The 24661-nt window shown below is 37.7% G+C and carries 23 protein-coding genes; 7 read left to right on the top strand and 16 right to left on the bottom strand.

The genetic code is table 11. The features are described from left to right. Positions 1-42: 42 nt before the first annotated feature. Complete coding sequence (locus tag VK91_RS09645) at positions 43-483, bottom strand: GNAT family N-acetyltransferase (RefSeq protein WP_048392339.1); 441 nt, start codon at positions 481-483, stop codon at positions 43-45. 125 nt (positions 484-608) lie between these two features. Next, positions 609-1697 carry a glycosyltransferase gene (locus tag VK91_RS09640; RefSeq protein ID WP_048392338.1) on the bottom strand — a complete coding sequence of 363 codons (1089 nt, stop codon included), beginning with the start codon at positions 1695-1697 and terminating at the stop codon, positions 609-611. Positions 1698-1953: 256 nt separating this feature from the next. On the opposite strand from VK91_RS09640, the gene VK91_RS09635 reads away from it, so the two are divergent. Genes VK91_RS09635 through VK91_RS09625 form a run of 3 tightly spaced genes read left to right on the top strand, consistent with a single transcriptional unit; the run spans position 1954 to position 4463 of the window. Next, entirely contained in the window at positions 1954-2553 is a 600-nt protein-coding gene (locus VK91_RS09635; RefSeq protein ID WP_016993848.1) for a glycosyltransferase family A protein, read from the top strand. A gap of 30 nt (positions 2554-2583) precedes the next feature. Beyond that, positions 2584-3612 carry a polysaccharide biosynthesis protein gene (locus tag VK91_RS09630; RefSeq protein WP_048392337.1) on the top strand — a complete coding sequence of 343 codons (1029 nt, stop codon included), beginning with the start codon at positions 2584-2586 and terminating at the stop codon, positions 3610-3612. Further along, positions 3609-4463 (top strand): sugar nucleotide-binding protein, encoded by an 855-nt coding sequence (locus VK91_RS09625; RefSeq protein ID WP_048392336.1) that lies wholly within the window; start codon positions 3609-3611, stop codon positions 4461-4463. The genes VK91_RS09630 and VK91_RS09625 overlap by 4 nt, the downstream gene beginning before the upstream one ends. Positions 4464-4510: 47 nt before the next feature. Here VK91_RS09625 and VK91_RS09620 read toward each other — a convergent pair whose 3' ends face one another. Genes VK91_RS09620 through VK91_RS09610 form a run of 3 tightly spaced genes read right to left on the bottom strand, consistent with a single transcriptional unit; the run spans position 4511 to position 7972 of the window. Continuing rightward, complete coding sequence (locus VK91_RS09620) at positions 4511-5263, bottom strand: alpha/beta fold hydrolase (protein WP_048392335.1); 753 nt, start codon at positions 5261-5263, stop codon at positions 4511-4513. A gap of 24 nt (positions 5264-5287) precedes the next feature. After that, positions 5288-6526 carry a DNA polymerase IV gene (locus VK91_RS09615; protein WP_048392334.1) on the bottom strand — a complete coding sequence of 413 codons (1239 nt, stop codon included), beginning with the start codon at positions 6524-6526 and terminating at the stop codon, positions 5288-5290. Between the two features lie 48 nt (positions 6527-6574). Continuing rightward, complete coding sequence (locus tag VK91_RS09610; RefSeq protein WP_004231269.1) at positions 6575-7972, bottom strand: PLP-dependent aminotransferase family protein; 1398 nt, start codon at positions 7970-7972, stop codon at positions 6575-6577. 128 nt (positions 7973-8100) lie between these two features. Here VK91_RS09610 and VK91_RS09605 point away from each other — a divergent pair, with 128 nt between their 5' ends. After that, positions 8101-9264: a PLP-dependent aminotransferase family protein gene (locus tag VK91_RS09605; protein WP_048392333.1), complete on the top strand. Its 1164-nt coding sequence runs from the start codon at positions 8101-8103 to the stop codon at positions 9262-9264. Positions 9265-9306: 42 nt separating this feature from the next. Here VK91_RS09605 and VK91_RS09600 read toward each other — a convergent pair whose 3' ends face one another. Next, positions 9307-9861 carry a helix-turn-helix domain-containing protein gene (locus VK91_RS09600; protein WP_048392332.1) on the bottom strand — a complete coding sequence of 185 codons (555 nt, stop codon included), beginning with the start codon at positions 9859-9861 and terminating at the stop codon, positions 9307-9309. Between the two features lie 113 nt (positions 9862-9974). Here VK91_RS09600 and VK91_RS09595 point away from each other — a divergent pair, with 113 nt between their 5' ends. Then, the gene (locus VK91_RS09595) at positions 9975-10562 is read left to right on the top strand and encodes a LysE family transporter (RefSeq protein ID WP_048392331.1); all 588 of its coding nucleotides are present in this window, start codon (positions 9975-9977) and stop codon (positions 10560-10562) included. A 41-nt stretch (positions 10563-10603) separates the two neighbouring features. On the opposite strand, the gene VK91_RS23215 is transcribed toward VK91_RS09595, so the two are convergent. The 6 genes from VK91_RS23215 to VK91_RS09570 all read right to left on the bottom strand — a co-directional run bounded on the left by VK91_RS23215 (position 10604) and on the right by VK91_RS09570 (position 15059). Continuing rightward, entirely contained in the window at positions 10604-10726 is a 123-nt protein-coding gene (locus VK91_RS23215; protein WP_004231260.1) for a hypothetical protein, read from the bottom strand. Between the two features lie 319 nt (positions 10727-11045). Beyond that, positions 11046-12041 carry a biotin synthase BioB gene (gene bioB, locus VK91_RS09590; RefSeq protein WP_048392330.1) on the bottom strand — a complete coding sequence of 332 codons (996 nt, stop codon included), beginning with the start codon at positions 12039-12041 and terminating at the stop codon, positions 11046-11048. Beyond that, complete coding sequence (locus VK91_RS09585; protein WP_048392329.1) at positions 12038-12631, bottom strand: biotin transporter BioY; 594 nt, start codon at positions 12629-12631, stop codon at positions 12038-12040. Before VK91_RS09585 ends, bioB begins: the two co-directional genes overlap by 4 nt. Then, positions 12624-14000: an adenosylmethionine--8-amino-7-oxononanoate transaminase gene (bioA, locus tag VK91_RS09580; protein WP_048392328.1), complete on the bottom strand. Its 1377-nt coding sequence runs from the start codon at positions 13998-14000 to the stop codon at positions 12624-12626. Before bioA ends, VK91_RS09585 begins: the two co-directional genes overlap by 8 nt. Beyond that, complete coding sequence (gene bioD, locus VK91_RS09575; protein WP_048392327.1) at positions 13981-14685, bottom strand: dethiobiotin synthase; 705 nt, start codon at positions 14683-14685, stop codon at positions 13981-13983. Before bioD ends, bioA begins: the two co-directional genes overlap by 20 nt. 191 nt (positions 14686-14876) lie before the next feature. Next, positions 14877-15059 carry a DUF4177 domain-containing protein gene (locus VK91_RS09570; protein WP_048392326.1) on the bottom strand — a complete coding sequence of 61 codons (183 nt, stop codon included), beginning with the start codon at positions 15057-15059 and terminating at the stop codon, positions 14877-14879. 139 nt (positions 15060-15198) lie between these two features. Between VK91_RS09570 and VK91_RS09565 the strand changes: the two genes are divergently transcribed. Next, on the top strand, positions 15199-15663 hold the full coding sequence (locus VK91_RS09565) for a hypothetical protein (RefSeq protein WP_048392325.1): 465 nt from the start codon (positions 15199-15201) through the stop codon (positions 15661-15663). Between the two features lie 177 nt (positions 15664-15840). Next, positions 15841-16542: a response regulator transcription factor gene (locus VK91_RS09560; RefSeq protein ID WP_048392324.1), complete on the top strand. Its 702-nt coding sequence runs from the start codon at positions 15841-15843 to the stop codon at positions 16540-16542. Between the two features lie 21 nt (positions 16543-16563). Here VK91_RS09560 and VK91_RS09555 read toward each other — a convergent pair whose 3' ends face one another. The 4 genes from VK91_RS09555 to VK91_RS09540 form a co-directional block, all read right to left on the bottom strand. Beyond that, positions 16564-21699, bottom strand: a complete 5136-nt coding sequence (locus VK91_RS09555) for an ATP-binding protein (protein WP_048392323.1) — start codon at positions 21697-21699, stop codon at positions 16564-16566. Between the two features lie 201 nt (positions 21700-21900). Further along, positions 21901-22182 carry a hypothetical protein gene (locus VK91_RS09550; RefSeq protein ID WP_048392322.1) on the bottom strand — a complete coding sequence of 94 codons (282 nt, stop codon included), beginning with the start codon at positions 22180-22182 and terminating at the stop codon, positions 21901-21903. A gap of 346 nt (positions 22183-22528) precedes the next feature. Next, the gene (locus VK91_RS09545; protein WP_048392321.1) at positions 22529-23572 is read right to left on the bottom strand and encodes a hypothetical protein; all 1044 of its coding nucleotides are present in this window, start codon (positions 23570-23572) and stop codon (positions 22529-22531) included. Positions 23573-23670: 98 nt separating this feature from the next. Then, a complete protein-coding gene (locus tag VK91_RS09540; RefSeq protein WP_048392320.1) occupies positions 23671-24564 on the bottom strand; it encodes an AraC family transcriptional regulator in 894 nt (297 codons plus the stop codon). Positions 24565-24661 lie beyond the last annotated feature (97 nt).

The raw sequence follows: 24661 nt of genomic DNA, 5'->3' as shown, positions 1-24661 counted from the left end.
AAAGAAGCATTTTCATCCAACGATGAGATTCACCACTTCGGCTTACATAAAATATTTAACATAATTACAATATTCATCTTGCTTCATTTGTAGCTTTTCATAAAGCTTACGTGCATTTACATTATCAGCCGCCGTTTGTAACGTGACATAGCGAGCATACTGTTGCTCGCAATAATGAAATACCTTTTCCATCAATGCCTTGCCCACCCCTAGGCCTCTAGCATCTTCTGTTACATAAATATCATTTAAAATATAGGCTCGCTGTAAAGCAATGGACGAAAATGTTGGATATAATTGTGTAAATCCAATTATCTTGTCATCCATCAGCGCGATAAAAATGACGGATTCTTTCAAGGCCAATCGTAATTGTAAAAATGCCTTGGCACTGCTTATATCTGACTCAATTCCATAAAATTGACGATATTCATCAAACAGTTTTGCTAAGTCCTCTAGTTCATCCATTGTTGCTTGTAGTATTTCCATTCTAGTCTCCCCTTGTGTCTACCCATGATTGTCTAGCTTTATAAAACTAGTTTTTATTATATAGGAAATACTGGTATAAAGAAAAGAATACTCCTCTCAATCCAGAAAAGATTCACTATTCACTTTTATTCACCTAAATAATTGGCAACCTTCTTGACGATCTGCCTCCAATTTAATTCCTTGCGGGCAAATGCTTGAAGCTGGACACAAGTATCTGCCAATAATGATTCCTGTGCTGCAACTTGTTGCAATGTCCAACCTATCGCCTCCCAATCATGTGTAGGATGGATTGTACCAAAACGCTGTTGTTGTGTAATATCAGCAGCACCATCCACATCTGTTGTCACGATATAGCAACCATTTTTAGCTGCCTCCGCAAAGACATGGGCATAGCATTCGACTAAAGACGTTAAGCAAAAAATTTTAGCCTTACGATACTCCTCTTCTAGCTGAACCTTATCAACAACAGGTCCTACCATCGTTACTTGAGCGGCAAGCGGATGACTATCTAGTAATAGTCTCAGCTCTTCTTGAAATGAGACTGACATCGGCCCTACTAAACGAAGCTCCCAATCTGGCAGTTGTGCTGCTAAAAATGCCTTAACTGTCAAAATTGTTTGCTTTTCTGGTGCATCCAATCGCCCAACTGTTAGAATTCTATTTTCTTTCTCGTGAAACGGCACTGGCTCTGTGGGGAAATGTTCATAAAAACCATTGGGTATATGTTTCACATCCAATTGTGAAAAGTCTTTGATTGCTGTTTGAATAGATATGCATTCAGAGGTAAGGAGATCACAAAGCTGCAACAACTCTAAAAAATAGGGATAGGTTTTTAATCGATTTAGCCAAAATCGATTAACATCTAATTTCATATAAATTTTGCCATTTGGATTAAAATGCTTATAGGTTTTCAAAATAGCTAAATAGGATGGATAGGGTCCAATAGCAAAGGCAATGTCGATGTCCCTTGCATGCTGGGCTAAATAAGCATTCATATTCACCACATAATCATCTTCAAATGGTACAGACTCAAATTTTACAGTGGGAAAGACTTGTTGAAGTAGAGCTTCATTCATTTCTGTCGTGACAATAGTGACCTCATAGCCTAAATGTTCCCCCAATAAAATAGGCACTAGACACAAATCTTTGAAAATATGGGCATCCGAAAGTTTGTAAGATTCCACGCTACAAATAAATGCTATTCTTTTTGTCATCGTATCCCTCTTTCTAAAAAAAGCGCTCTCGCTAGTTTATGACCTCTCTTGCTAAATGTGCTTATGTTAGTAAATTTTCGTCTTTCTTATGCCATATCTCTAGTAAACATAAAAATTCTATCTAAAAACACTCTCTTAAAAACATCCTAAAATAAGCAATTGCCTACAGTAGCACTACGTCTACGCATATTGTATTAAAGGATCTACTCAGTCACATGGAACAACTCTACTAATGAACATAGAATGGAGGGATCAGATGAAGATTAGTTTTTTATCACCTGCATTTAATAGCGAAGAATGGATCGTAACGATGCTTGATAGTATTCCTAAAGAATATGCCTATGAAATTATTGTGGTAGATGATGGCTCTACAGACAATACGCTAGCCATTTTACAGGATTATCAGAAAAACTGTGCAGCTTTAAAAATCATCGTTCACCCAACGAATTTAGGTGCGAGTGTTGCCTACAATCGCTGCATTGCAGAAGCGACAGGAGATTATATAGCCATCATCGATAGTGATGACCACTATTTACCTGCTATTCGCAATGTACTAGCACAAGTGGATGGCACATTTGATATTTACTATTACAACATGATTATTAAAAATGGCTTTGCTTTTATTAAAGATGAATCCAACCGCTATTCCTTACCTGGGCAATTTAAGATTATCAGGAGAAGTTTAATTGGAGATGCGAAATTTACGATACGCAAAGATATTGCAGGAGATTGGGATTTTAATTGCGCCCTGATGGATAAAAATCCGACAAGTAAATATACTAACGAATTTGCTTATTGGTACAACTACCCTAGGGAGAACTCAGAATGTGACCTACATCAAAGAGGATTGAAATAATAGCATGCAGGAGGTGTAACGAACTATACAATGTTTACAGATAAAATATTATTGATTACTGGAGGCACGGGCTCTTTCGGGAACGCCGTATTAAAGCGATTCTTAAATACGGATATCAAGGAAATTCGGATTTTTTCAAGGGATGAAAAAAAGCAAGATGATATGCGAAAACACTATCAGCATACAAAAATTAAATTTTATATCGGGGATGTCCGCGATATTCAAAGCATTCACAATGCGATGTATAATGTTGACTATGTATTTCATGCCGCCGCTCTCAAGCAAGTTCCCTCCTGCGAATTTTTTCCCTTAGAAGCTGTGAAAACCAATATTTTAGGAACAGATCACGTACTAACAGCAGCCATTCAAGCTGGCGTCAAGAAAATCATTTGCCTGTCGACAGATAAGGCCGCGTACCCTGTCAATGCGATGGGTATATCCAAGGCAATGATGGAAAAAACGTTTATTGCAAAGTCACGAATGGTTGACCCTCACCATACCCTAATTTGTGGCACTCGATACGGTAATGTCATGGCTTCACGAGGCTCGGTTATCCCATTATTCATTGAACAAATAAAGGCTGGGAAACCTTTAACGATTACGGACCCTCATATGACACGTTTTATGATGAGCCTTGAGGAAGCGGTAGAATTGGTATTGTACGCATTCTCACATGCTCAAAACGGGGATATTATGGTGCAAAAATCACCTGCTGCCACAATAGCAAATTTAGCACAGGCTTTACTTGAGATCTTTCAAGCAAACAACGCCATGCAAATTATCGGAACACGGCACGGAGAAAAAATGTATGAAGTATTATGTACGAAGGAGGAAGCAGCAAAAGCTATTGATATGGGCCATTTCTATCGAATCCCCGCGGATTATCGGGATTTAAATTATGGAAAATACCTCGATGAGGGCTCTCCAAAAATTACATTAACGGATGAATATAACTCGAACAATACCCAACAATTAAGTGTGGCTGACATTAAAGTAAAGCTATTAACATTGCCTCTTATACAAGAAGAGCTCCTTCATTGGACAGGAGGAAAACCATGAAATTTTTAGTGCTCGGTGCTACAGGCATGGCTGGTCATACCATTGCCATCTATTTATGTGAACAAGGGCATGATGTAACAACATACTCTCGAACCCCTTTTCCCTATGGCAATAATAGAACAGGTGATGTGACAGACTCCCATTTTTTAAGGTCGCTACTACTAGACAATGAGGTAGATGTCGTCATTAATTGTATTGGTGTTTTAAACAATGCTTGTGAGGCTCATCCTGCCCAAAGTGTTTTACTGAATAGCTATTTACCGCATGCCATTGTATCTCTCCTTGAAAATCGTCACACAAAGCTTATTCATCTAAGTACCGACTGCGTATTTTCAGGCAAAAGTGCTCCCTACTATGAAAATAGTGTACTAGACGGGGAAACCTTTTATGACCGCACCAAAGGTATAGGGGAAGTGAATAACGACAAGCACATAACATTTCGTAATTCCATAATTGGTCCTGATTTGAAAAAGGATGGCATCGGACTCTTCAATTGGTTTATGCAACAAAAAAGTCCCGTCTATGGCTATTCGGGTGCTATTTGGACGGGAGTGACAACACTTACTTTGGCTAAAGCCATTGAACGTGCTGCACAACAAGATTTAACAGGACTCTATCATCTCGTCAATACGACAAATATTTCTAAACACGATCTACTGCATCTATTTAATAAGCACTTACTGAACAACAGTATAAAAATTCTTCCTCATCACCTTGTTCAAATCAATAAAACATTAATAAATACAAGAAATGACTTTTCATTTATTGTCCCTAGCTACGAAGAAATGATGATAGAGATGAAGGAATGGATATTGCAGCATAAACACTTATATCCTCACTATTTTCAATGATCCATACATCAACTCCATTATGGATGACGATTCGTAATGGGGTTCCCCTACCGAATAACTGTCCCTTCAGGTAATTGACCATCCTTAATCCAATTCTCTACAAAGCGATTAAAAAATGCAGGCTGGGCTAATGAGACGCCGTGACCGATGTTCTTCAATAACACACCCTTGCTATTTGGATGACTTTGCACAAGTGCTTTAGCGGATTTTCTCATGTTGCTTTTCTCTTTTTCTCCCACAGTTATTAGGATCTTTCCTTGAGCTTTGTTAAAGTCAGCTGGGATGGAAAATGACATATTTTCTCGCAAAATTTGAATCAATGTATCTACTTTCATCGTGGCACTCTCTTGATAGTAACGCTCAAAATAATCTTCTTGAATGTACAGGGCTTTTGCTTGAAGTTTCGCAAATGTTTTATTTTTTATAAGCGGAAATGACAGCCGAATAAACGGTTGAAGCATCCTTTCTACAGTAGGAGAGGGTATCACGAGCGCACTATTGATGATCGTAAAATCGATTAAACTAGGCTGTAGACTTAGCATTTGAATAGCGATTTGCGCTCCTAAAGAGAAACCAATTACTATAACAGGCTTCCCATTGGCTTTTTTCTCAATAAGCAGAAGAAGCTCTTTCGCACTTTGTTCAATGGAAAATGGATTGTATGTCATTAGCTCAGGTATAACACAGTGATAATGGGAAAAATGGCGAACTTGCTGATCCCACATCCACCCTCCAACGCCCCCTCCATGAATAAACATCATGAAAGGATTGTTAGCATCCCCATACTCCTTGTATTGCATAGATACACCTACTTTCATTCTTTCTCATTCATGGTCATCTAAAAAATCTTTACTAAAGCTTGTTTGTGATTGATAGGAGGAACGTTTCCCTAAATCTACACCACGTTTTATAATCCCCTTGCCAAACCGTCCCTCAATTTCATCGACAAGCTTGAGAATCGGTTCATCTTTCGCATGCTCCTGAAAATCAAATATCGATAATTGCTGTGAATAATCTTTACGATCCACCACATTGGAAACCGTTACACCAAGTAATCTTACAGGAGATTCATCCCAATGCTTATCAAATAAAGTACAAGCAATGTCGTAAATTTCTTCATAACGATACAGGACATTGGACATTGTTTTCGAACGTGTATGATTATGCCAATCAGCATCCCGTATTTGAATGCTCACAGTTGAACCTGCTAAGCGCTTGGCATCAAGACGCTCCACCACTTTTTTACATAGACCTTCGATTGTTTTATGAAGTGTACGAACATCTGTTACATCTTCTGGTAATGTTGTTGAATTCCCAACGCTTTTCGTATCAAAGATTGCCTCAGGATCGACCATGCGCTGATCCACCCCATTGGCCCTTGCTCGAAGCCGTACCCCATTCTTCCCTAATATTTGCTTCATTTTAAATTCTTCTGTCTTAGCTAAATCACCTATTGTAAAGATGCCTTGTGCATTTAATTTTTTAGCAGTACTTGCTCCAATCCCATGCATGTTGACAACCTCACGATGCCATAATTGCTGTTCAATATCCCGTATTCGTAGTACGGTAATCCCCATTGGTTTCTTCATATCAGAGGCTGTTTTCGCTAAAAATTTATTCGGTGCAATACCGATGGAACAAGGTAAATCCAGCTCATCTAAAATGCGCGCTTGTATTTCCTGGGCAATACTTAAGGCATGCCGTTCCTTGCTTAGCTCAGTCACATCCAAGTAGCCCTCATCAATCGAAACAGGCTCTACTAATGGTGTATAGCTTCGAAGAATGGTGAACATTTCTTTAGATGCATGACGATACTTTTGAAAATCTGGAGGTAATAACAATAGCTCAGGACATTTACGCTTTGCTTCATGAACAGTCATAGTTGTATAAATGCCTAGCGCTCTTGCTTCATATGAACAAGTTACTAAAATGCCACGCCGTTCCTTTGGGTTCCCTGCAATTGCGATAGGCTTCCCCTTTAAACTTGGGTCATGTGCTTGCTCCACAGAAGCATAGAAACTGTTCATATCCACATGCAAAATAACACGCCCTTTATGTGCCATGTTCATCACCTCGTTTCTTTCTTAGCCTTATTATACGCCCCATAACCTCTAATCAACAAATGCATAATCACCATTACTTTCGAGGAGGTCCTTTAAAATAATTAACGCTTGCTCAAGTTGAGATTCTGGCGCTGCAATGGCTAAACGAACGGCATTGACAGGCTTTGTATTCCCTACGGCAAAGCGTTCCGCTGCATAGACTTGTACACCAGCTTTCGAAGCTAACAATTCAAATTGAACACCCGTAAATTTATCAGGCAATTGGAGCCACCTAAAAATACATTCCTCATCCCCTAATATGTGATAATCCCCTAAATACTGATCGACAAGCGCATTTTGCTGCTTGGCATATGCTCGGTGTTTTTCTAATATCGTTTGGGCAACACCTTCATGGATTAATCGTGCTGCAAGCTCCAGCATGATAGGAGAAACAGAAATGTTGATATTATAGAGTGTCTCCATTATTTTTTTACGTAGCGCAGGCGGTGTCACAAGGAAGGATAATCGTAAACCAGGTGATAGTGTTTTAGATAGGCTAGCAATGTAAATAACCTTATCAGGTGCATAAGAAGCAATCGGAGCAAGCGGTTGCTCCTTGAGAAAGCTATAGATAGCATCCTCGATCACAAGCAAATCCTTCTGTCTTGCCACGTCTGCAATCATTTTTCTTGTTTCTACTGACATCGTATGAGTCGTTGGGTTATGAAAATCAGGGATCACATAGATTCCTTTGATATGCTCATTTTTACAAGCATATAGTAATCCTTCTTTTGTCATTTCACCCTGACATTGTTGGATAGCCACAAGCTGGATACCAAGCATATTTGCAGCTGTTTTAATGCCTGCATAGGTAATTGGATCTGTACCAATGCGGTCGCCTGGCTGAAATAAAGCTGCAAGGGTTCCCACAATGGCATTTTGTCCGCCTGCTCCTAGAAGAATAGGCTGGTCTGTTTGAAAATTTACTAGTTCGAGTAGCTTCATCACGGCTTCGTTTTGCCATGCATTGCCCTCAGGTCGTCCATATTGAAATAGCATGCTAAAACTAGGTTCGTTTATCATTTTCTTCATAAAGCGTGTAATATCATCATTAACAAAATTATCTGGTAAAACAGAGCCCATTTCAATGATAGGTGTGGCATGGTTGGTTGGCAGTAACATTTTATTGCTAGCCGCATCTGTTGAAACGAATGTACCGCTGCCAATCGAGGCATAAATTAATCCTTTTTGGCCACAAAGCTTAAAGGCTCTTGTAATCGTACTCAAATTCACATCTAAAAAATCAGCTAATTCACGCTGGGGTGGCAATTTTGTGCCTGGTACTAGCTTTCCATCCTTAATATCTTGTTCTAGCTGATGTGCGATGGCTATATATAACGGAGCAGAAATATTGCTAATATCCGGCTTCCAACTCATTGGATACTCGTCAAATGAATTAATAGGCATTCACTAGGCCCTTCTTTCTCTTAATTTGCATACAATAGTTTAATTGTCTTGCATACAATGATAATATTGTATGCACACGATGACAATGATATAATTTTTAAAAAATCAGAAAAAAAGGACCGATAATTATGCAATATTCTGAAAGAATCTTAAAAACACCATCCTCATTTATTCGAAATATTTTAAAAGTGACAGATGCCGAGGACGTTATTTCCTTTGCAGGCGGGCTTCCAAACCCGATTTCTTTCCCGATTGATGCATTGAGAGCATCCGTAGACCATGCTATTACAGTAAATGGCAGCCGATTATTCCAATATTCATCCACACAGGGTTATGCACCATTGCGTGAATATATTGCCGCGAAATATCAACGTGTCCATGGACTTGATGTACATGCTGACGATGTCTTTATTACTACAGGTTCACAGCAAGCGCTTGAACTAATTGGTAAAGTACTTATCAATAAAGGCGATGGCATTATCATCGAAGAGCCAGGTTACCTAGGGGCTATCCAAGCCTTTACTTTAACAGAGCCAACTTTCCATGGTGTTACGCTAGAAAATGATGGTCTTAACTTAGAAGAGTTAGAGCGTGCTCTACAACAACCAAATGTAAAATTCATTTATACGGTGCCGAACTTCCAAAACCCAACAGGACTCACATATTCGAAAGAAAAGCGTGAGCAAATTTGCGAAATAGTGGCAAAATATGATGTTGCTTTAATTGAGGATGATCCATACGGAGAGCTACGTTTCCAAGGGGAGCCACTTCCATATATCGGGGCTGGAAAATTAGAAAATAGTATTTTACTAGGTTCTTTCTCTAAAACGGTCACACCAGGCATGCGTCTTGGCTTTATTATCACAAAAAACAAAGAGCTATTGCAGCATATTGAAACAGCGAAGCAAGCGTCTGATCTTCATACTAATATTTTTTCACAATATGTTATCTACGATTACTTAGCAAGTAATGATTATACCGAACATGTAAAGAAAATTATTGCTTTATATAAAAATCAGTCGGATGCGATGCTTGATGCTATGCAGGAGTTTTTCCCTGCCCATGTTGAATATACACGACCTGAGGGTGGCATGTTCATTTGGGCAACAATGAAGGACGGTACACCGGCCCTTGATGTATTCAATAAAGCGATGGAACAAAAGGTAGCCTTCGTGCCTGGCGATCCATTCTACACATCAAAAACGAATGTGAATACAATGCGTCTTAACTATACAAACGCAACACCTGAAGTCATCCGTGAGGGAATTAAACGTTTAGCTAGTATTTTATAAAACGAAAACGTATAAACGCTGTGAAAAGCGTTTATACGTTTTTTAATGTGGATAGTAAATAGTCATACTAAGTCGTGTTACTGTACTACCTGGATTGCTGTATGTGTGTGGACGGTCAGCCTTAAATCGTATGGCATCACCACTTGTTAATCGATAATCCTGACCCTGTATATGGATGATTAATTCCCCATCAAAAACGGTTATATATTCCTCCGTTCCTTCTCGATGAGCCTCAGCATCTAACATTCCATTTTCTTTGATTTCAATTCTATATATTTCAAAACGACTATCCTTTTGATAGGGGAAATGAGGATAAACCATATATCGGCCATGATCTTCCTTCAATACTTGAATTTCTTTACCGCGAATAACCTCCGTCTCAGGTTGGGGAGGATGAATAAGCTCTGTAAACGAAACCTTTAATCCATTTGCAATTTTCCAAATCGTTGTCAAAGTTGGACTGGATTCTCCCCTCTCAATTTGACCAATCATCGTTTTACTCACGCCACTAAGCTGAGAAACTTTCTCTAAGCTTAATTTCTCCCTTTCTCGAATTGCCTTTAAATTTCTCGCAAAGACGAGATGAATTTCTTCCATCCAAAAGCCCTCCTTGTATGTACAATATAACGTACGTTTTGTATAATAAAAAGACCGACGTTATACAGTCTATTTCGTGCATTATATCACACAACTTGAAAGAAGGGATTGTTTTGCCTGTATTTTCCTTTTTATTATTTATCATCATTACAAGCTTTACACCTGGCCCTAATAATTTTATGGCGATGGTTTTTGCTAAACAATATGGCTTAGCGAAAACGATTCCATTCTGTTTAGGTGTAGGGATTGGTTTTTTCATCATTATTGGTCTTAGTAGCTTTTTTAACACGATCATGTTAAACATTTTACCTGCCATTGAATTACCCCTAACCATATTTGGTGTAGGCTATATGTTGTACCTGGCTTATAAAATTTTAACAAGCAAAGAATTAGAGGATCACGACAACGAAGAAGAAAAACGAAACCTATTTTTTTTAGGAGCGTTCGTTCAATTTATTAACCCAAAAGGTATTTTATTTGGTCTCACTGTTGTCGCAACTTACATCCTACCCTACTACTCATCCTACATAAGCTATCTACTCTTCTCGTTCTTTCTAGCGCTAGTAGGGGTAATCAGTACATTTAGTTGGGCATTATGTGGCTCCATTTTTCAAAAAGCACTACAGCAATACCGAAAACCATTTAACATGATCATGGCACTATTATTAATGTACAGTGCTGTTTCCATTGTTGTACATTAAAAAACAGCCCTCTGTCGGTAGAGGGCTGCTTTATCAGCAACTTATTTTGTATACGTTAAAACGGCATTTTTCTTGAATTTTGCTAAAGCTTCTGTTGCCTCATTTTTGCTCGCGTACTCAAAAATTCGAACGTCCTTTTTATCAAAAACTGTAATAACCCACATGTGAAAAGCTCCCTTCACTCATTATTTTTGTAATATAACAACCACCAAAATTTGTGATACGACTTATCAACTGTTTTATAACAATTCCTTACTTGATTCTTATTTTACGCTGATTTTTTCAAAAAGAAAGCTTTATGTGAAGGTCTTCACAAACTGTTCAATTTCAAAACGCTTTCATTGAACAATTTGTGAAAACCTTGATTTTATAGGTATATCCACTGCCAGTGAAGTCAGGTCTATCCGTCTCTTTTCATCTATAGCCAAAAAACCGTACAAAAGTACGGTTTTTGCTGTAGTAGTAGATTTACATGTCATAAGTTTAACAAAATACTTCTTCTTGTTTATGTGTTAATTCAATTTCGAAGCCCAAATCCTCCAGCATGCGATAATCGCTATTCGCTTCCTGTCCTGCTGTTGTTAAATAATCCCCAACAAAAATACTATTAGCTGCATAGAGACCAAGTGGCTGAAGTGAGCCTAAATTGATTTCACGACCACCCGAAATACGGATTTCCTTTGTCGGATTGATGTAGCGGAATAAAGCTAAAACCTTTAAACAATAACGGGGATTTAAATCCTTTGTCCCTTCTAGCTTTGTGCCATCAATTGCATTTAAAAAGTTTACAGGAATAGAATCAGCGTCCAATTGATGGAGGGCGCGTGCAATATTGACGACATCCTCTTTTGTTTCCTTCATCCCAATAATGGCACCCGAGCAAGGTGAAATTCCATGCTTTTTCACAATCTCTACCGTATTGACACGATCCTCATATGTATGTGAGGTCGTGATGAAGGAATGATGACGTTCCGATGTATTTAAATTATGATTGTAGCGATCCACCCCCGCTTCCTTTAGTTGCTGTGCCTGTTCTTCTTTTAGTAAGCCAAGACAGGCACAAACCTTCAAGCCATACTTTTCTTTTATTTCAGCAACCGCCTCACTCACGACATTGACATCCTTACGTGTTGGCCCACGACCACTGGCTACAATACAATACGTCCCAATCTTATTGTCAAACGCTCGTTTTGCACCTGCTAAAATTTCCTCTTTTGTAATAAATGGATATTTCTCAATAGGAGCCGTTGATTTAGAGGACTGGGAACAATAGCCACAATCCTCGGGGCAATAACCGCTTTTGGCGTTCATAATCATATTCAATTTAACTTTTTTACCATAATAATGACGACGAATCGTAAAAGCACCATCCATAAGCTGTAATAGCTCATCATCCTCACTATTTAATATGGCAAGTGCCTCTTCATTGCTAATGATCTTTCCAGCAATAACTTCTTGTGCTAATTGGTAATAATTCATATTACATTCTCCCCCTCTACGTGTGAAAATTTCACATTTCTTGCTGACTGAAATACTTTATACAAGCGCTCCGCTAATAGCGCTGATGTAATAGCTAAGCAAAAATCAGCGACAATACTACTTAAAAAGCCGACAACAAACACATGTGACCAGCTTGACTTCATGTCTAACCAGAAATTCAATGCTACATACAAATAAGGAACAGCCACAGCATAAATAATAACTAGCCCAATAATGGTTGCTGCAATAAAATGCTTTTTCGTCGGCGTCTCAATCCTTTCAATAATGAACCCAATCACATAGGCGGCTAGGGCAAAGCCAATCAGATAACCAAAAGTTGGCTGTAAGACATATGTGATACCACCACCCTGTGTAAAAACAGGTAAGCCTACTAAGCCCACGCTGATATAGACTAGTTGACTATAAAAACCATTCCGACTTCCCAATAAACAGCCTGCTAAAAATACAAAAACAATCTGTAATGTAAACGGTACGACAGGCAATGGAATTTTAACAAAAGCTCCGATTGCTGTTAGAGCAGCAAACATGGCAATCATGACTAGCGCTAATGTTTGTTGTCGCTTACCCAACCTTAGCCCCCCTGTCCTGGAAAAATTGTTCGATTGTCTCTTTCGTTGTATGAATCATAAATGACATTTCCTCTTCAGAAATAATATAAGGTGGCATAAAATACAGAACATTGCCGAGCGGTCTGATGAGTAAGCCTTTCGTTAAAGCCCTTTGATAAATTTGATAGCCGATACGCTCCTCACTGGCGAACGCTTCCTTTGTCCACCGGTCCTTTACTAGTTCAATCGCTCCCACTAAACCAACTTGTCGGTATTCACCCACATAAGGCATATCACAAAAAGCTTCCATGGCTAACGCTCGCATGTATTGTCCCTTGTGCTGAATCATCTCCATCACTTGTTCCTCTTGAAACATCGTTAACACTTCCAGTGCCACACGACAGGCCAAAGTATTGCCTGAATAGCTATGCGAATGTAAAAAAGCCTTCATTGTTCCGTAATCATCATAAAAAGCGTCATAGATTTGCTCCGTCGTTAAGACAACTGATAAAGGTAAATAACCACCTGTTAGCCCCTTTGATAAACACATAAAATCTGGCATGATGTCCGCTTGTTGACAGGCAAATAATGTACCGGTCCGACCAAAACCTACAGCAATTTCATCTGCAATGAAGTGCACATCATAATGTGAGCACAACGCCCGTAAGCGCTGTAAATAGACAGGTGGGTACATTTTCATACCTGCTGCAGCCTGAATTAATGGTTCAATAATAACTGCCGTGATTTCCTCATGATGCGCTTGAAGTTGTTCCTCAACAAATTGACTACATGGTGCATTACAGCTTGCTGGATCTTCCTGAAATGGACAGCGGAAGCAATCTGGCCCTTTAGCACGAACAGTATCTAATAACAGAGGCTGGTAAACTTCATTGTAAAGCCCTACCCCTCCTATGGATAAAGCACCAATAGTTTCTCCATGATAGGCATCCGTCAAGGCGAGAAAGCGCTTTTTTGCTGGTTTCCCCGTCTGCATATGGTATTGAAAGCTCATTTTCAGTGCAACTTCAATAGCAGATGAGCCATTATCGGCAAAAAAGACTTTATGTAATCCCTGTGGTGCTAATGCAGTTAATTTTTCAGCCAATTGTATGGCTGGTTCATGTGTAAAATTAGCAAAGATCGTATGCTCTAATGTAAATGCTTGCTCACTTAAAGCTTTGCTAATACGCGGATTGGCATGTCCAAATAAATTAACCCACCAAGAAGATACAGCATCCAAATAACGCTGATCATGTTCGTCATAAAGCCACACACCTTGCCCCTTTTTTATGACGATGGGTGGAAATGCCTCATAGTCCTTCATTTGTGAGCATGGATGCCAAACATGACGTAAATCTCTTAGCTGTAAATCAGTTAATGCTTGTTTCATAGTTAAAAAGCCTTTCAAACAGTGTTGTGTGCGTCATGGCATAATCCATTAGCTGTGACAAATTTTGTAGCTTTGGAATAATCGCATAGGGCAAGGGATGGTACTGTAAAATCGTTTGTATATTATCTTGCTCCATACTGCTACCTGTGTTCCCATTAAACACTATGCCAAGAACGTCAACTTCACGAGAGCGCAATGCCTCTATTGTTAATAATGTGTGATTGATCGTCCCTAGGGATGTCCTTGTAACAAGCACTACTGGCAGCTTGCTACTGACGATGACATCAAGCAGCGTCATCCCATGGGGAGCAGTAAAAGGAACAAAAAGCCCACCCGCTCCTTCACATATCACAACATCATAGGACGCTTGTAATAATTGAATCCGCAATAATAGCTCATTGACATCAATTTGCTGCCCCTCCAGTTGCGCAGCAAAATGTGGCGATGCAGCTTCTCTAAATGAATAGCTATTGAGATGCTCTTGTTGAAGCAATTGTAAGGAATACTTTTCATACATGGCTGTATCATGATAATAGCCACGACCGTTTTCGTATACCTCTCCTGTTTGCACAGGCTTGTATGGTGAAACTTTCAAGCCTTGTTTTTGTAAATGACACATCAACATGGTGGTGACAATTGTTTTCCCAACATCCGTATCTGTACCGACAACCCAAAAATGTTGCATTGTTAACCTCCCTCTTTTAAGTTAACCATTAACAATATTTAAGTTAACACATATATTTTTGTTTTGTAAATGCTATTTCTATATTTTTCTGAATACACTATTTTTGTTAATAAAAACAGCAAATTTTGTATTAAAATAAGAAAACGCTAAACTCCCACCATTTATGGCAAGAATCTAGCGTTCATTGATAGTCATGATAATAATCTCTCAAAAATGATTTCATAGTCTGTTGGTTTCCCATGACCATTATAAGCAATCGGCAATACTTGCACTAAACGCCAACCTTGCTTCGCGTATTCTTCGATTGTTTTCCGATAGGTAGATTCCTGAAAAAAGCTACCTAAATGTGTTTGTACAAATTTATACTCATACATTGACTCACCCCCTGTAAATCTTTACGTAACTACGGAGTCAGGGTTTCAATAATTAGCAGGTTCTCGCTTTTGAATATTATGATTATTTTAAAGGATTTTAATCTTCACTCGTAGTATTAAACTACATGGGGGTGGTAGTATGTTTGGCATTTTTAAAGAACCAGCGAAGATCATCGATACATATGAACAAGTGCATTCAATTTTAAAATCATTACTTACCTATGAACTAAAAGAATTACCTAATCGTTATGAATTTTGGTATCGTGTGGCCATCCGTCAAGAAGAGTATCGGACATTACAAGCAGAGCATCGGGCAAAAATCTCAATGACTTCTGCCGTAGGGCGTTTTCATCAAACACAATATGAAGTGATGACACAGAAATTAGCAAAGTTTGAACGCTTATCCGATATTTATAAACTATTTTGTATTGAAGAAGAACGAGAGCTATTAAACCATCGTCTCTCTTTTCATCAAGAAACGATTGCTGCCATCTATGAGCATGTTCAACATAAAGAGCTTTATACGTACAGTGATAGTGTTCAACAGCAATTTTGGGAGGCCATCCGTGATGATCTACTCCGAGCTATCGCACACTTAGATTAATTTTTTAGAGACTTCATTTCTAATGGGAAATAGAAGTCTTTATTTATTTTTAGTAAACTCGCATGATTATTTTGACTAAGGTTATGAGGGATTCTAAAATCATTCGAGTCCTAAGTCTTCTAATTCCCAACCTAGACAAAAGTTGGTATATTTGAAATAGGAAGGTGATTAATAGATATGTCGAACGAGAAAATTTTAATAGTGGAAGATGATATAGATATTATGGAGGTTTTATCGCTCACGCTAGCTAATGCTAACTATAATGTATTAAAGGCATCATCTCTATCCAGTGGCTGGCATCTCGCTGTCACGCAACAACCAGATTTAATCTTGTTAGATGTTAATTTACCAGATGGTACAGGCTTCGAGTTAGCCAAAAGAATCCGTGATGTATCGGATGTCATTATCATTTTTGTGACCGTCAATCATCTAATTGAACAGAAACTTGAGGGCTTTGAGGTGGGGGCAGATGATTATATGACAAAGCCATTTATTCCAAAAGAATTATTGGCCCGTATCCAAGCAAATTTAAAAAGAAGAAACCCAACAAAGAAAAGTAATATCGTACATATAGATAATTTGTCCATACATTTAGATGAGAAAAATGTTTATAAGGATGGACAGCTTTTAAATTTATTTACGAAGGAGAAGCTACTCCTCTTTTTTCTAATTGAGCATGCGAATCAAGTGATTAGTGTCGATCAACTCATTGATCATGTGTGGGGCTATGACGGTGTCACTGATTTGAAAACCGTATCTGTCCATATTAGTACGCTTCGTCGTAAAATTGAAGATATCCCCTCAAAGCCGAAATGGATTCAAACAGTGAGAGGTTTTGGCTACCAATTCGTTTATAAAAAAGAGAGTGGTGAGAAGTAAGAAAACACTCACCACCCCTTTTTAATTTTTTGCCAATACCTTAACTAGTGGTAATGTAAAGCTAAATATGCTTCCTTCATTTTCAAGACTTTCAACAAAAATCTCACCATTATGCTGGCAAACAATTTGTTTACAGATAGCTAAGCCAATGCCATGCGAATGTGCTTCATGAGTGTTAGTTGCTCGATAATAGCTATCAAAAATAAAGGGAAGATCACTCTCAGCAATACCAATGCCACTATCTGCAATCGAACAAAACAAGTGCTTGTCCTCTACATGGAAGGACAATTGAATACCACCATTTGATGTATATTTCATTGCATTGGTCATGATATTTTCAATCACTTGATTGATTCGCGTTTTATCAATCAGTAGCTGAGCTTCTTCATGACCGTAAAAGTGAGCACTGAATGTTAATCCTGATTGTTTTACTTCATCCTCATAACGGGTTGCCATTTGTAAAAATAATTCCTTTGCCTTTACCTCTGTAAAAGAAAATTCTGCTCTACCAGCTTCTAGATTTGCTAAATCAAACAAATCTTGAATTAAGTTATTTAATGATAATAGCCTTTCTTTACTTCGTATTAAATATTTCTTTCTGGCTACTGCTTCATCAATCACGCCCTCTAGCATAAGTTCTATATACCCTAATGTAGAGGTTAACGGGGAGCGTAATTCATGGGAAATACTATGCAAGAGTTTTTTACGTTCCAGTTCATTTTTTTCTAAACGTTCATTCATTTTTATCAAATGCCGATTCGTCTCATCTAGCTCCCTAGTACGCAACTGAACACGTTTTTCTAAATCTCCATATATTTTCGCATTTTCAAAAGAAACGGCAATTTGAGCCGCAATCACTTTCAATAGCTGAACATGAGATGGATGGAAGGCATTCGTCATTAAAGTATTCTCAAAATACAATATCGAAATAATTTCATTTTGATGGATAATCGGCAGGCAAAGAATAGATTTAGCCGTCGAATAGGAGAAAAGAGGATGCTGTGTTATTTGTGTATTGTCGATAATCACATGCTCTTTACTATTAAGAACATAGCGTATAATCGATTGCATATTCGCATTAAAATTCTCCATACTTTGTTGATCATACATCGTAAATGTTTTTTCCGCAGCTTCCGCCTTTGCTAACACCAATAATTCCTGCTGCTGTTTATGAATGAAATAGCCACTATCTGCCCCCACATGCTTTAACAGTGAAAACAATATTTTATGCAGTAATTCTTCCATACGAATAGCTGTTGCAAATGATTGAGTCGTTTCAAAAACCGTCATCATATCAAACGTGAGGGATTCTCTACTGTGATTCTCCAGTTTGCGATGCACTTGATATTCTCTTGCCCATCTGCTAGCAACTGTTTCTGCTCCCCACGTTTCAATACTTTGAATACCATTCAATATATAATGCCTTGCCGTTTTCTTTTGCTGTTTTGCGAGATAATAGTTAGCAGCTCGTTCATATGCTAAGGCTGTATCCTGGACAAAACCATTCATACTTGCTAATCGTATTGCTCGGTCATAATAGAGTTCTGCCTCACTGTCATTGTTGTGTAAACGGTAATTCTCTGCCATTAATAAAGCATAAAGATGCTCATAATTTTCTGAAGAATAAACAGCCCATTTCTTAAATTTCTTGAGGCTTTGACGTATATCCGTTAAAAATAATCTCTGCTCCTGTACCTGACAATTTTGACTATGCAGAAAGTGAAATTGCCACATGGCCCGATAAAAATAATAGACTGTGGTGATTGGTAATGTATAACTGTCCTTACTTAGCTTCTTTAATTCAACCAGAATCGCTTTCCCTTGTATTTCATCCGCTAATAAAAAGGACATTTGTAAACGCACTGTATAATGCATGATTTTAATAGCAGGCTGATCCTGTATTGTGATAGGACAGGCCCAATGTACAGGATGATGAGGAGAGCGGAGGATATTCATCCATCTCCCCATTTCGGCTAAAAAGTCAATCGAAAGGGTACTTGCATGAATAGAAAATTCATCTTGTTGTCGTCTAATTTCTTGTTGTAAATCCTCTAGGTTAACACCCTGAATAAGGCGTATAGCGACAATAAAACATGAAGCTGAGGATACTAAATGATATAAGCCGAGCTCTTGGCTTTTTGCTTGAGCCTCATTAATATATTGAATACTGGTTTCATAGGGCTCTGTCCAATGACTGATAAACACGCCATACACATAATAAGTATGGCCCTTGATATATATGCTTTCTTGCTTATCCGCAACAATGATGGCAAGTTTGCCAAAGCGAGTGGCTTCTTTTATATTGGCAAAACCTGCATTTAAAAGCATAGCATAGTTAATCAATACCATGCCGCTTTTCGATGTAGCGCCATACTTCAACTGTAAACGCAGCCCTTTCATTAAAAGAATGCCTGTTAAGTTAGGATTTAATAGGAAAGCACTTGCCGTCATATTAATAATTAAATGAATCAAAATATCAATTTCTTTACTATTCGTTGGCGGATGCTGCAACAAGTCTTGGTCAGACATATGTCGCAATGCCCATTTCAACAATAGATACTCTTTTAGAAGCTGTGACTTTTTAGGATATGCTGAAATTTTAAGATTCGCAACTTGAAAACCTGCCAAGCCTGCTTCTAGACCAATAGTAGGGTTATCGGACTCAATGTATAATACCGTTTTCAAATTGTTAATCATCAGTTTTTCTAATTTTGTCTCTGCGTGCTGCAAAGCTTCTGTTAAATGCATTTCCGATTGTTCGTAGTGGCCAGTTAAATATTCACATTCACCTAAATTTGCATATAATTTAACCGACTGTTCTCTCCTAGTCTCCCAATGATCAGGCGTCAATAGTTCTTTACTAGTTGTAAAAAATTTTAGCGCATTATCAAAGAGCCCTATTCTTTTAGCCTCAATACCGAGTTGATAATTCCAGATAGCCAGCTTTTGCTTTTCTTCCCCAGTCAATAAGTGGCGACTGTAATTGAAATGCATGACGATTTCGCTTAATCGATCATGATCTGCAGCCATTTGAGAGTCATCTGTTAAAAGCTGGCCAATTTGATAATGGTATTTAGCACGCAATTGCCCTGATAAGTCCTGATAAGCTACTTGTTGAATACGATCGTGAACAAATTGGAATTTGGTAGAAAATGTATGTAAAATTCCTTCATGCTCTAACGTACTTGCCCATTTATAATGGGCATCTAACGGAATAATAAAGCCATTCTCAACAAGTGTTTCCAGGTGTTTTAATAACGCTTGAGCTGATAAGGACACGAGCTTTAAGACATCTGTAAATTCAAAGCGCTGACCAAAACATGCAACTATGCGTAAAATCTCATGGGCTTCTGTTGTTAAATTAGCCATTCTAGTTTCAATAAAGACAAGTAGCTCGTTGTTCAATCGGGATAAATTAAATTTCTTACGATTAAACTCCCATTCTTTTGTTGTTGCATTAAAATAAATTGTGTTATCTTGCTGGAGTGATCGAAACGCCTCTTTCACAAATAACGGATTCCCTTTGGTCAAATTAAATAATTGCTTGGCAATTATCTGTATGGTATGAGGCTTTGCCTGGAAAGATGCCTCCAACCATTGTTGAACATGTTGTTCCTGAAGCAAGGGTAAATGGATATGATGACCGCTCGAAAAACTAGAAGTTCTTTGCTGATTTTCCTCCTCTGCGCTGTCCTTATTCACTCGGAATGTACCAATCATCATAAAGTATCCTGCTCGGTGTTGCTCAAAAATTTGGGTCATAATTTCAACTGTACTTTGATTGGCCCAATGCAAATCATCTACAAACCATATAACTGGTTTCTTCTGCATAGCAAATGTTAATAAAATTTTTTGAATCGATATAAACGTATAGGAATGGAGCTGTTTTGTATTTTGGCTAACTTCTTTTTGGAAGTGTACTTCCTCCTTCACAAACCATTTAAGTTCAGGTAATAGATGGATAAGTTCATCTGTCACAACTAATTTAACCTCTTGAAATAATTTTTTCCATAAATGGACAGACCTTTCACCTTCCATATAAATAAATTTCAATAAACTCCTTAAAGGATGGATAACAATGGAATAGTCATTTTCTAATTGCAATTGCTCATACTTAGTTGTAATAAAATAGCCTTTTGCGGCCGCTATTTCACCCTTTAATTCTTGAACTAACTTGGACTTTCCATACCCTGCTTGTCCTGATATCGTAACCATCTTTTTGTCACCTTTTGCAACCTGACGAAAAACAGAGGAAAGCTCTGCGAATTGCGATTCTCTCCCATAAAGCTTAGTAGACAGTCCCGTATTCAGATGCAAATCCTGTTCACCAAGCAGGAAATTTTCAAGCGGTTCGTTTACTAAAAGTTTCTGTTGGATTTGTAGCAAATCCTCTCTCAAACCAATGGCACTTTGATAACGATCAGCTGGGTTTTTAGCTAATAGCTTTTCAATCATTTCCCAAAGCAATGAATGATAACGACTGTCTAAACTTACCAATGGTTCTGGTTTTTTTGTGATGATTTCATAAATCAAATCGACGGCATCCTTTGCTTGAAAAGGCAATTGACCGCCCAGTATTTCGTAAAAAATGGTCCCCAGTGCATATAAATCTGTCCGATAGTCTACCTCTAAATGTAGTCTGCCAGTTTGCTCAGGTGCATAATAGGGTAGCTGATCTAGTCGTTCATAGGGATTTTCAATCACAACTGGAGATTCTACATCATATTTTGTACTAAATTCAGAGCTTAATAGTTTTATTTTTAAAGAATTAGGATTGATTAAGATTTGATTAGGATGTAGGTGTAGATAAAGTAAACCACTTTGTTGCATTTTCATACAAATATTGACAAGGTCAATGGCAATCTGGAGAAATTGATGCAAAGAAATCAAGTTATTACTGAATTGCTTTAAGGGGACTCCATTAAAATTTTCATAGATGATCGCATATTGATCATCTATATAATCAATAGCTATTGGCTTTAATAACCAAGGATTTTGCTCATTCGAAAACAAGGAAAATTCATATTGTAGTTTGGCTCTTGTCTCTGCTGAATTATGATGAACACTTTTTACCAGTACCAGTTTGTTGAACTTCTTCATATACATTCTCTGTAGATGCCAATCTTGACTAGACTGTAAAAGAATGCAATCGTTCATACACAATCCCTCCTCTTCTATGCTAGTATTTATCATCTTTGTAACCGCTTTATATTTTTGCAATGCTACTCTTCGAATGAACAGATAGTAGCGCTTCTCAATAACTCCTCTTTACTTGTTGTAGTGTCGATCATAATAGGACAGATATCCTTTACATAAAAAACACCAGTAAAGGAATACTTGCTCGTAGATTTTGATCGACTAGAAAGATGCCGAGGTTTTTGTTTTCGTATCTTTTGTTACTCTTACATTTTCTAACATTACTTGTTCTTTAAGAACATCGATTGGATGTACGGGAATAAAAATTTTTGTAATGCTGTCAGAAATGGTATGTTGCTCATTAAGCTTATTATAATATTTCTCCAATAAATGCGCTTCGCCTTTTATTAAAGAAAGTTTTGGAACAAGTGATCTGGTGTTTGTAATCTGCTCATATCGTCTTTCTGTGCTTAATTCTGCTAGTGCAGGCTGGAATTTTGTCATTTCAATCCGTTCACTACATACCAAAGGATGGCTGTTGCTCTGTCATAGACTGTATTTGATTGATCTCTTCGTTATTGGAACTTCCATATAGCCATGTTGAACATTGCGGTTTTTTAATCATGTACTAATTCGTGCTGTTATTACACTTCCCCTTTTATCTCAGGCATACAATTTTCTCAATCTTTCGCTAAAACAAAGCCCTCCTGTAAATCAATCATTCTCAGTACATTAAAACTATAAAATCCGAAGGTTAAAATTAGTTTAAATAGTATTAAAATCAATCAATAAAAAAAATAGTCAATGTTTTGATTACAAAACATTGACTACTACTTTTTTATAAGTAATTTTAATGATGTTGGCTCATTGCCATTCCTTCTACAAGCATTTGTCTAAATTCTTGAACCTGGTCTGCTTTAATGGCTATGTGACTATAGTGCTTCTTGATCCCTAGCATAAACGTTACTTCCACAGGCTCCTTCATTTTCAAAATAAAATGCGGATAGGCCTCACCAAAATCACGTGCTATAAAGTCTTTCGTATCTTTTGATAATTTTCCCTCTAACCGCTCCTTGTCTTCGATGATTTCAGCAATATGATCAAAACGAATTTCAGTACGTTTCATTAATCCCAGAGATAAGTACAATGTATCATTTGTGACATAAACAGGATTTAGGCGAATAGCCTGCATATCCGCAAGAAAGAAGATTACTGAATAAATATTAAAAACAAGCAACACAATGGAAAGTATCATTGACTTTTCATGTAGCCACCAGTGAATACCAATCGTTTCAATAGCAATCCCATGAATAATCATGAGCTGAAAAGCGATATAGCTAGAATTTTTATGCAAAGATAAACCTTGTCGTTCTTGTCTTTTCCAACTCGCGAAACCATAATAAAGCACTAATAAATCAGCACAGATCATCTGAATAACTGGATGCTTGGGTGCATGTTTTTCTACAGCTTTTGAAAATGAAAAGAGATCTGGTAAAGAGCTTCTCCGCACTTCCCCTAGGATTTTTGGCAGGTATCGTACAAGTGTTGCCACTAGGATAATTTCTAATAGAATAATAGACCCTTCAATCGCAAAGCCAGCCCATGTCACTGCCACATAAGGCTGAAGGTGTTCCATAGGAATGATAAAACGTGCAGCAATACAGCCAGCTGCAGCTAATAGGATGGCTTGCTTTAATGAAAATTTACCTTTATAAAGCATAAATAGCACAGGCACCACCACAATACAGTCAATTAATGAGCCCATGACAACACCATTTGTTTCGATAGGTAAAAGGGATGTGCCAAATCCTGTATTATAGAGTGTATAGTTACTCGCTAATACCACTAATAATAAGGCTAGCCAAATATTTTGCTTATTTTTTAAGACCATCATTCACAATGCCCCCTCTCTACTAATAATTTTACTTTATGCCAAATGGTTCATCTTGTATAGAATTTGAGAATAAAAGATGGTCCTATTTCCATTCACGTTCAATTATTTTTCACACCTAAAAACTTCTTACGATAAACATGTGGCGGATAGCCAGTGTATTCTTTAAACTTTTCAATATAATAACTGACGGTACTAAAGCCTGTATTAACAGCTATTTCTGTTATCGATAGCTCATTACCTTTCAATAATTCTATGCTTTTGCGCAGTCGATATTGGCATAAATAGGTAAACGGTGTCATGCCCACTATTTTCTTAAAAAAACGACTACATTCAGCGCGACTTATATACACATGGCTAGCTAAATCTTCTAATGCTATTTTCTGCTGATAATGTGCATGTAAAAAATCTAGCATAGCTTTTGCTCGTTCATGCTGCACAATAGTGGCAGAATCCATTATTTGTTCTGTCAATAAGGATTGGGTTAGCATGGATTCCCAAATAAATAGAAGCTCTCTCCGTACTTTTAACTCAAAAAAAGCGGTTTGCTCTCGCATTAATTCCGCAATCGTTGCTACTTTCTGTGCCAACTCTCCTGTTAGTTTGACATAAGGTATTCGATTACTTGTAATATACGGTTCTACATATTTTGAGAAAAAGATACTGCCCTCATGCCCCCCCATTAACTTTGGATCTACATTTACACAATAAACGATCGCTTGCTCGATTTGATAAGGCTTTGCTTCATGTAATCCAGAGGCATTAATAAAGAGCCCCTCGCCTTGGTTCAAAACAAAAACGTCCGTCCCCACTCGATACTGAGCACATCCCTTTTTTATCAAAACAAATTGTATTTCTTTATGCCAATGGAGAGGTAGAAAATCCATGCTTTCTAATCGCATAATCGTTTCATACAAGGCAACTGGAAATTCTTTTGTTCCATGCAAGGTTAATTCTTGTAAATCCTTAGCAATTTTAATATGTGTTAACGGCATCTCTAACACCTCAATATATTGATAGTTTATTGGATTAAATCGATATTTATTTCCACTTAATCACTTTATAATCATCTTATATTGATAGTTTAGGAGA

Source organism: Lysinibacillus sp. LK3 (assembly GCF_001043675.1).
In the GTDB taxonomy this organism is placed as follows: domain Bacteria; phylum Bacillota; class Bacilli; order Bacillales_A; family Planococcaceae; genus Lysinibacillus; species Lysinibacillus capsici.
This window is presented reverse-complemented; position numbering and strand designations above follow the sequence as displayed.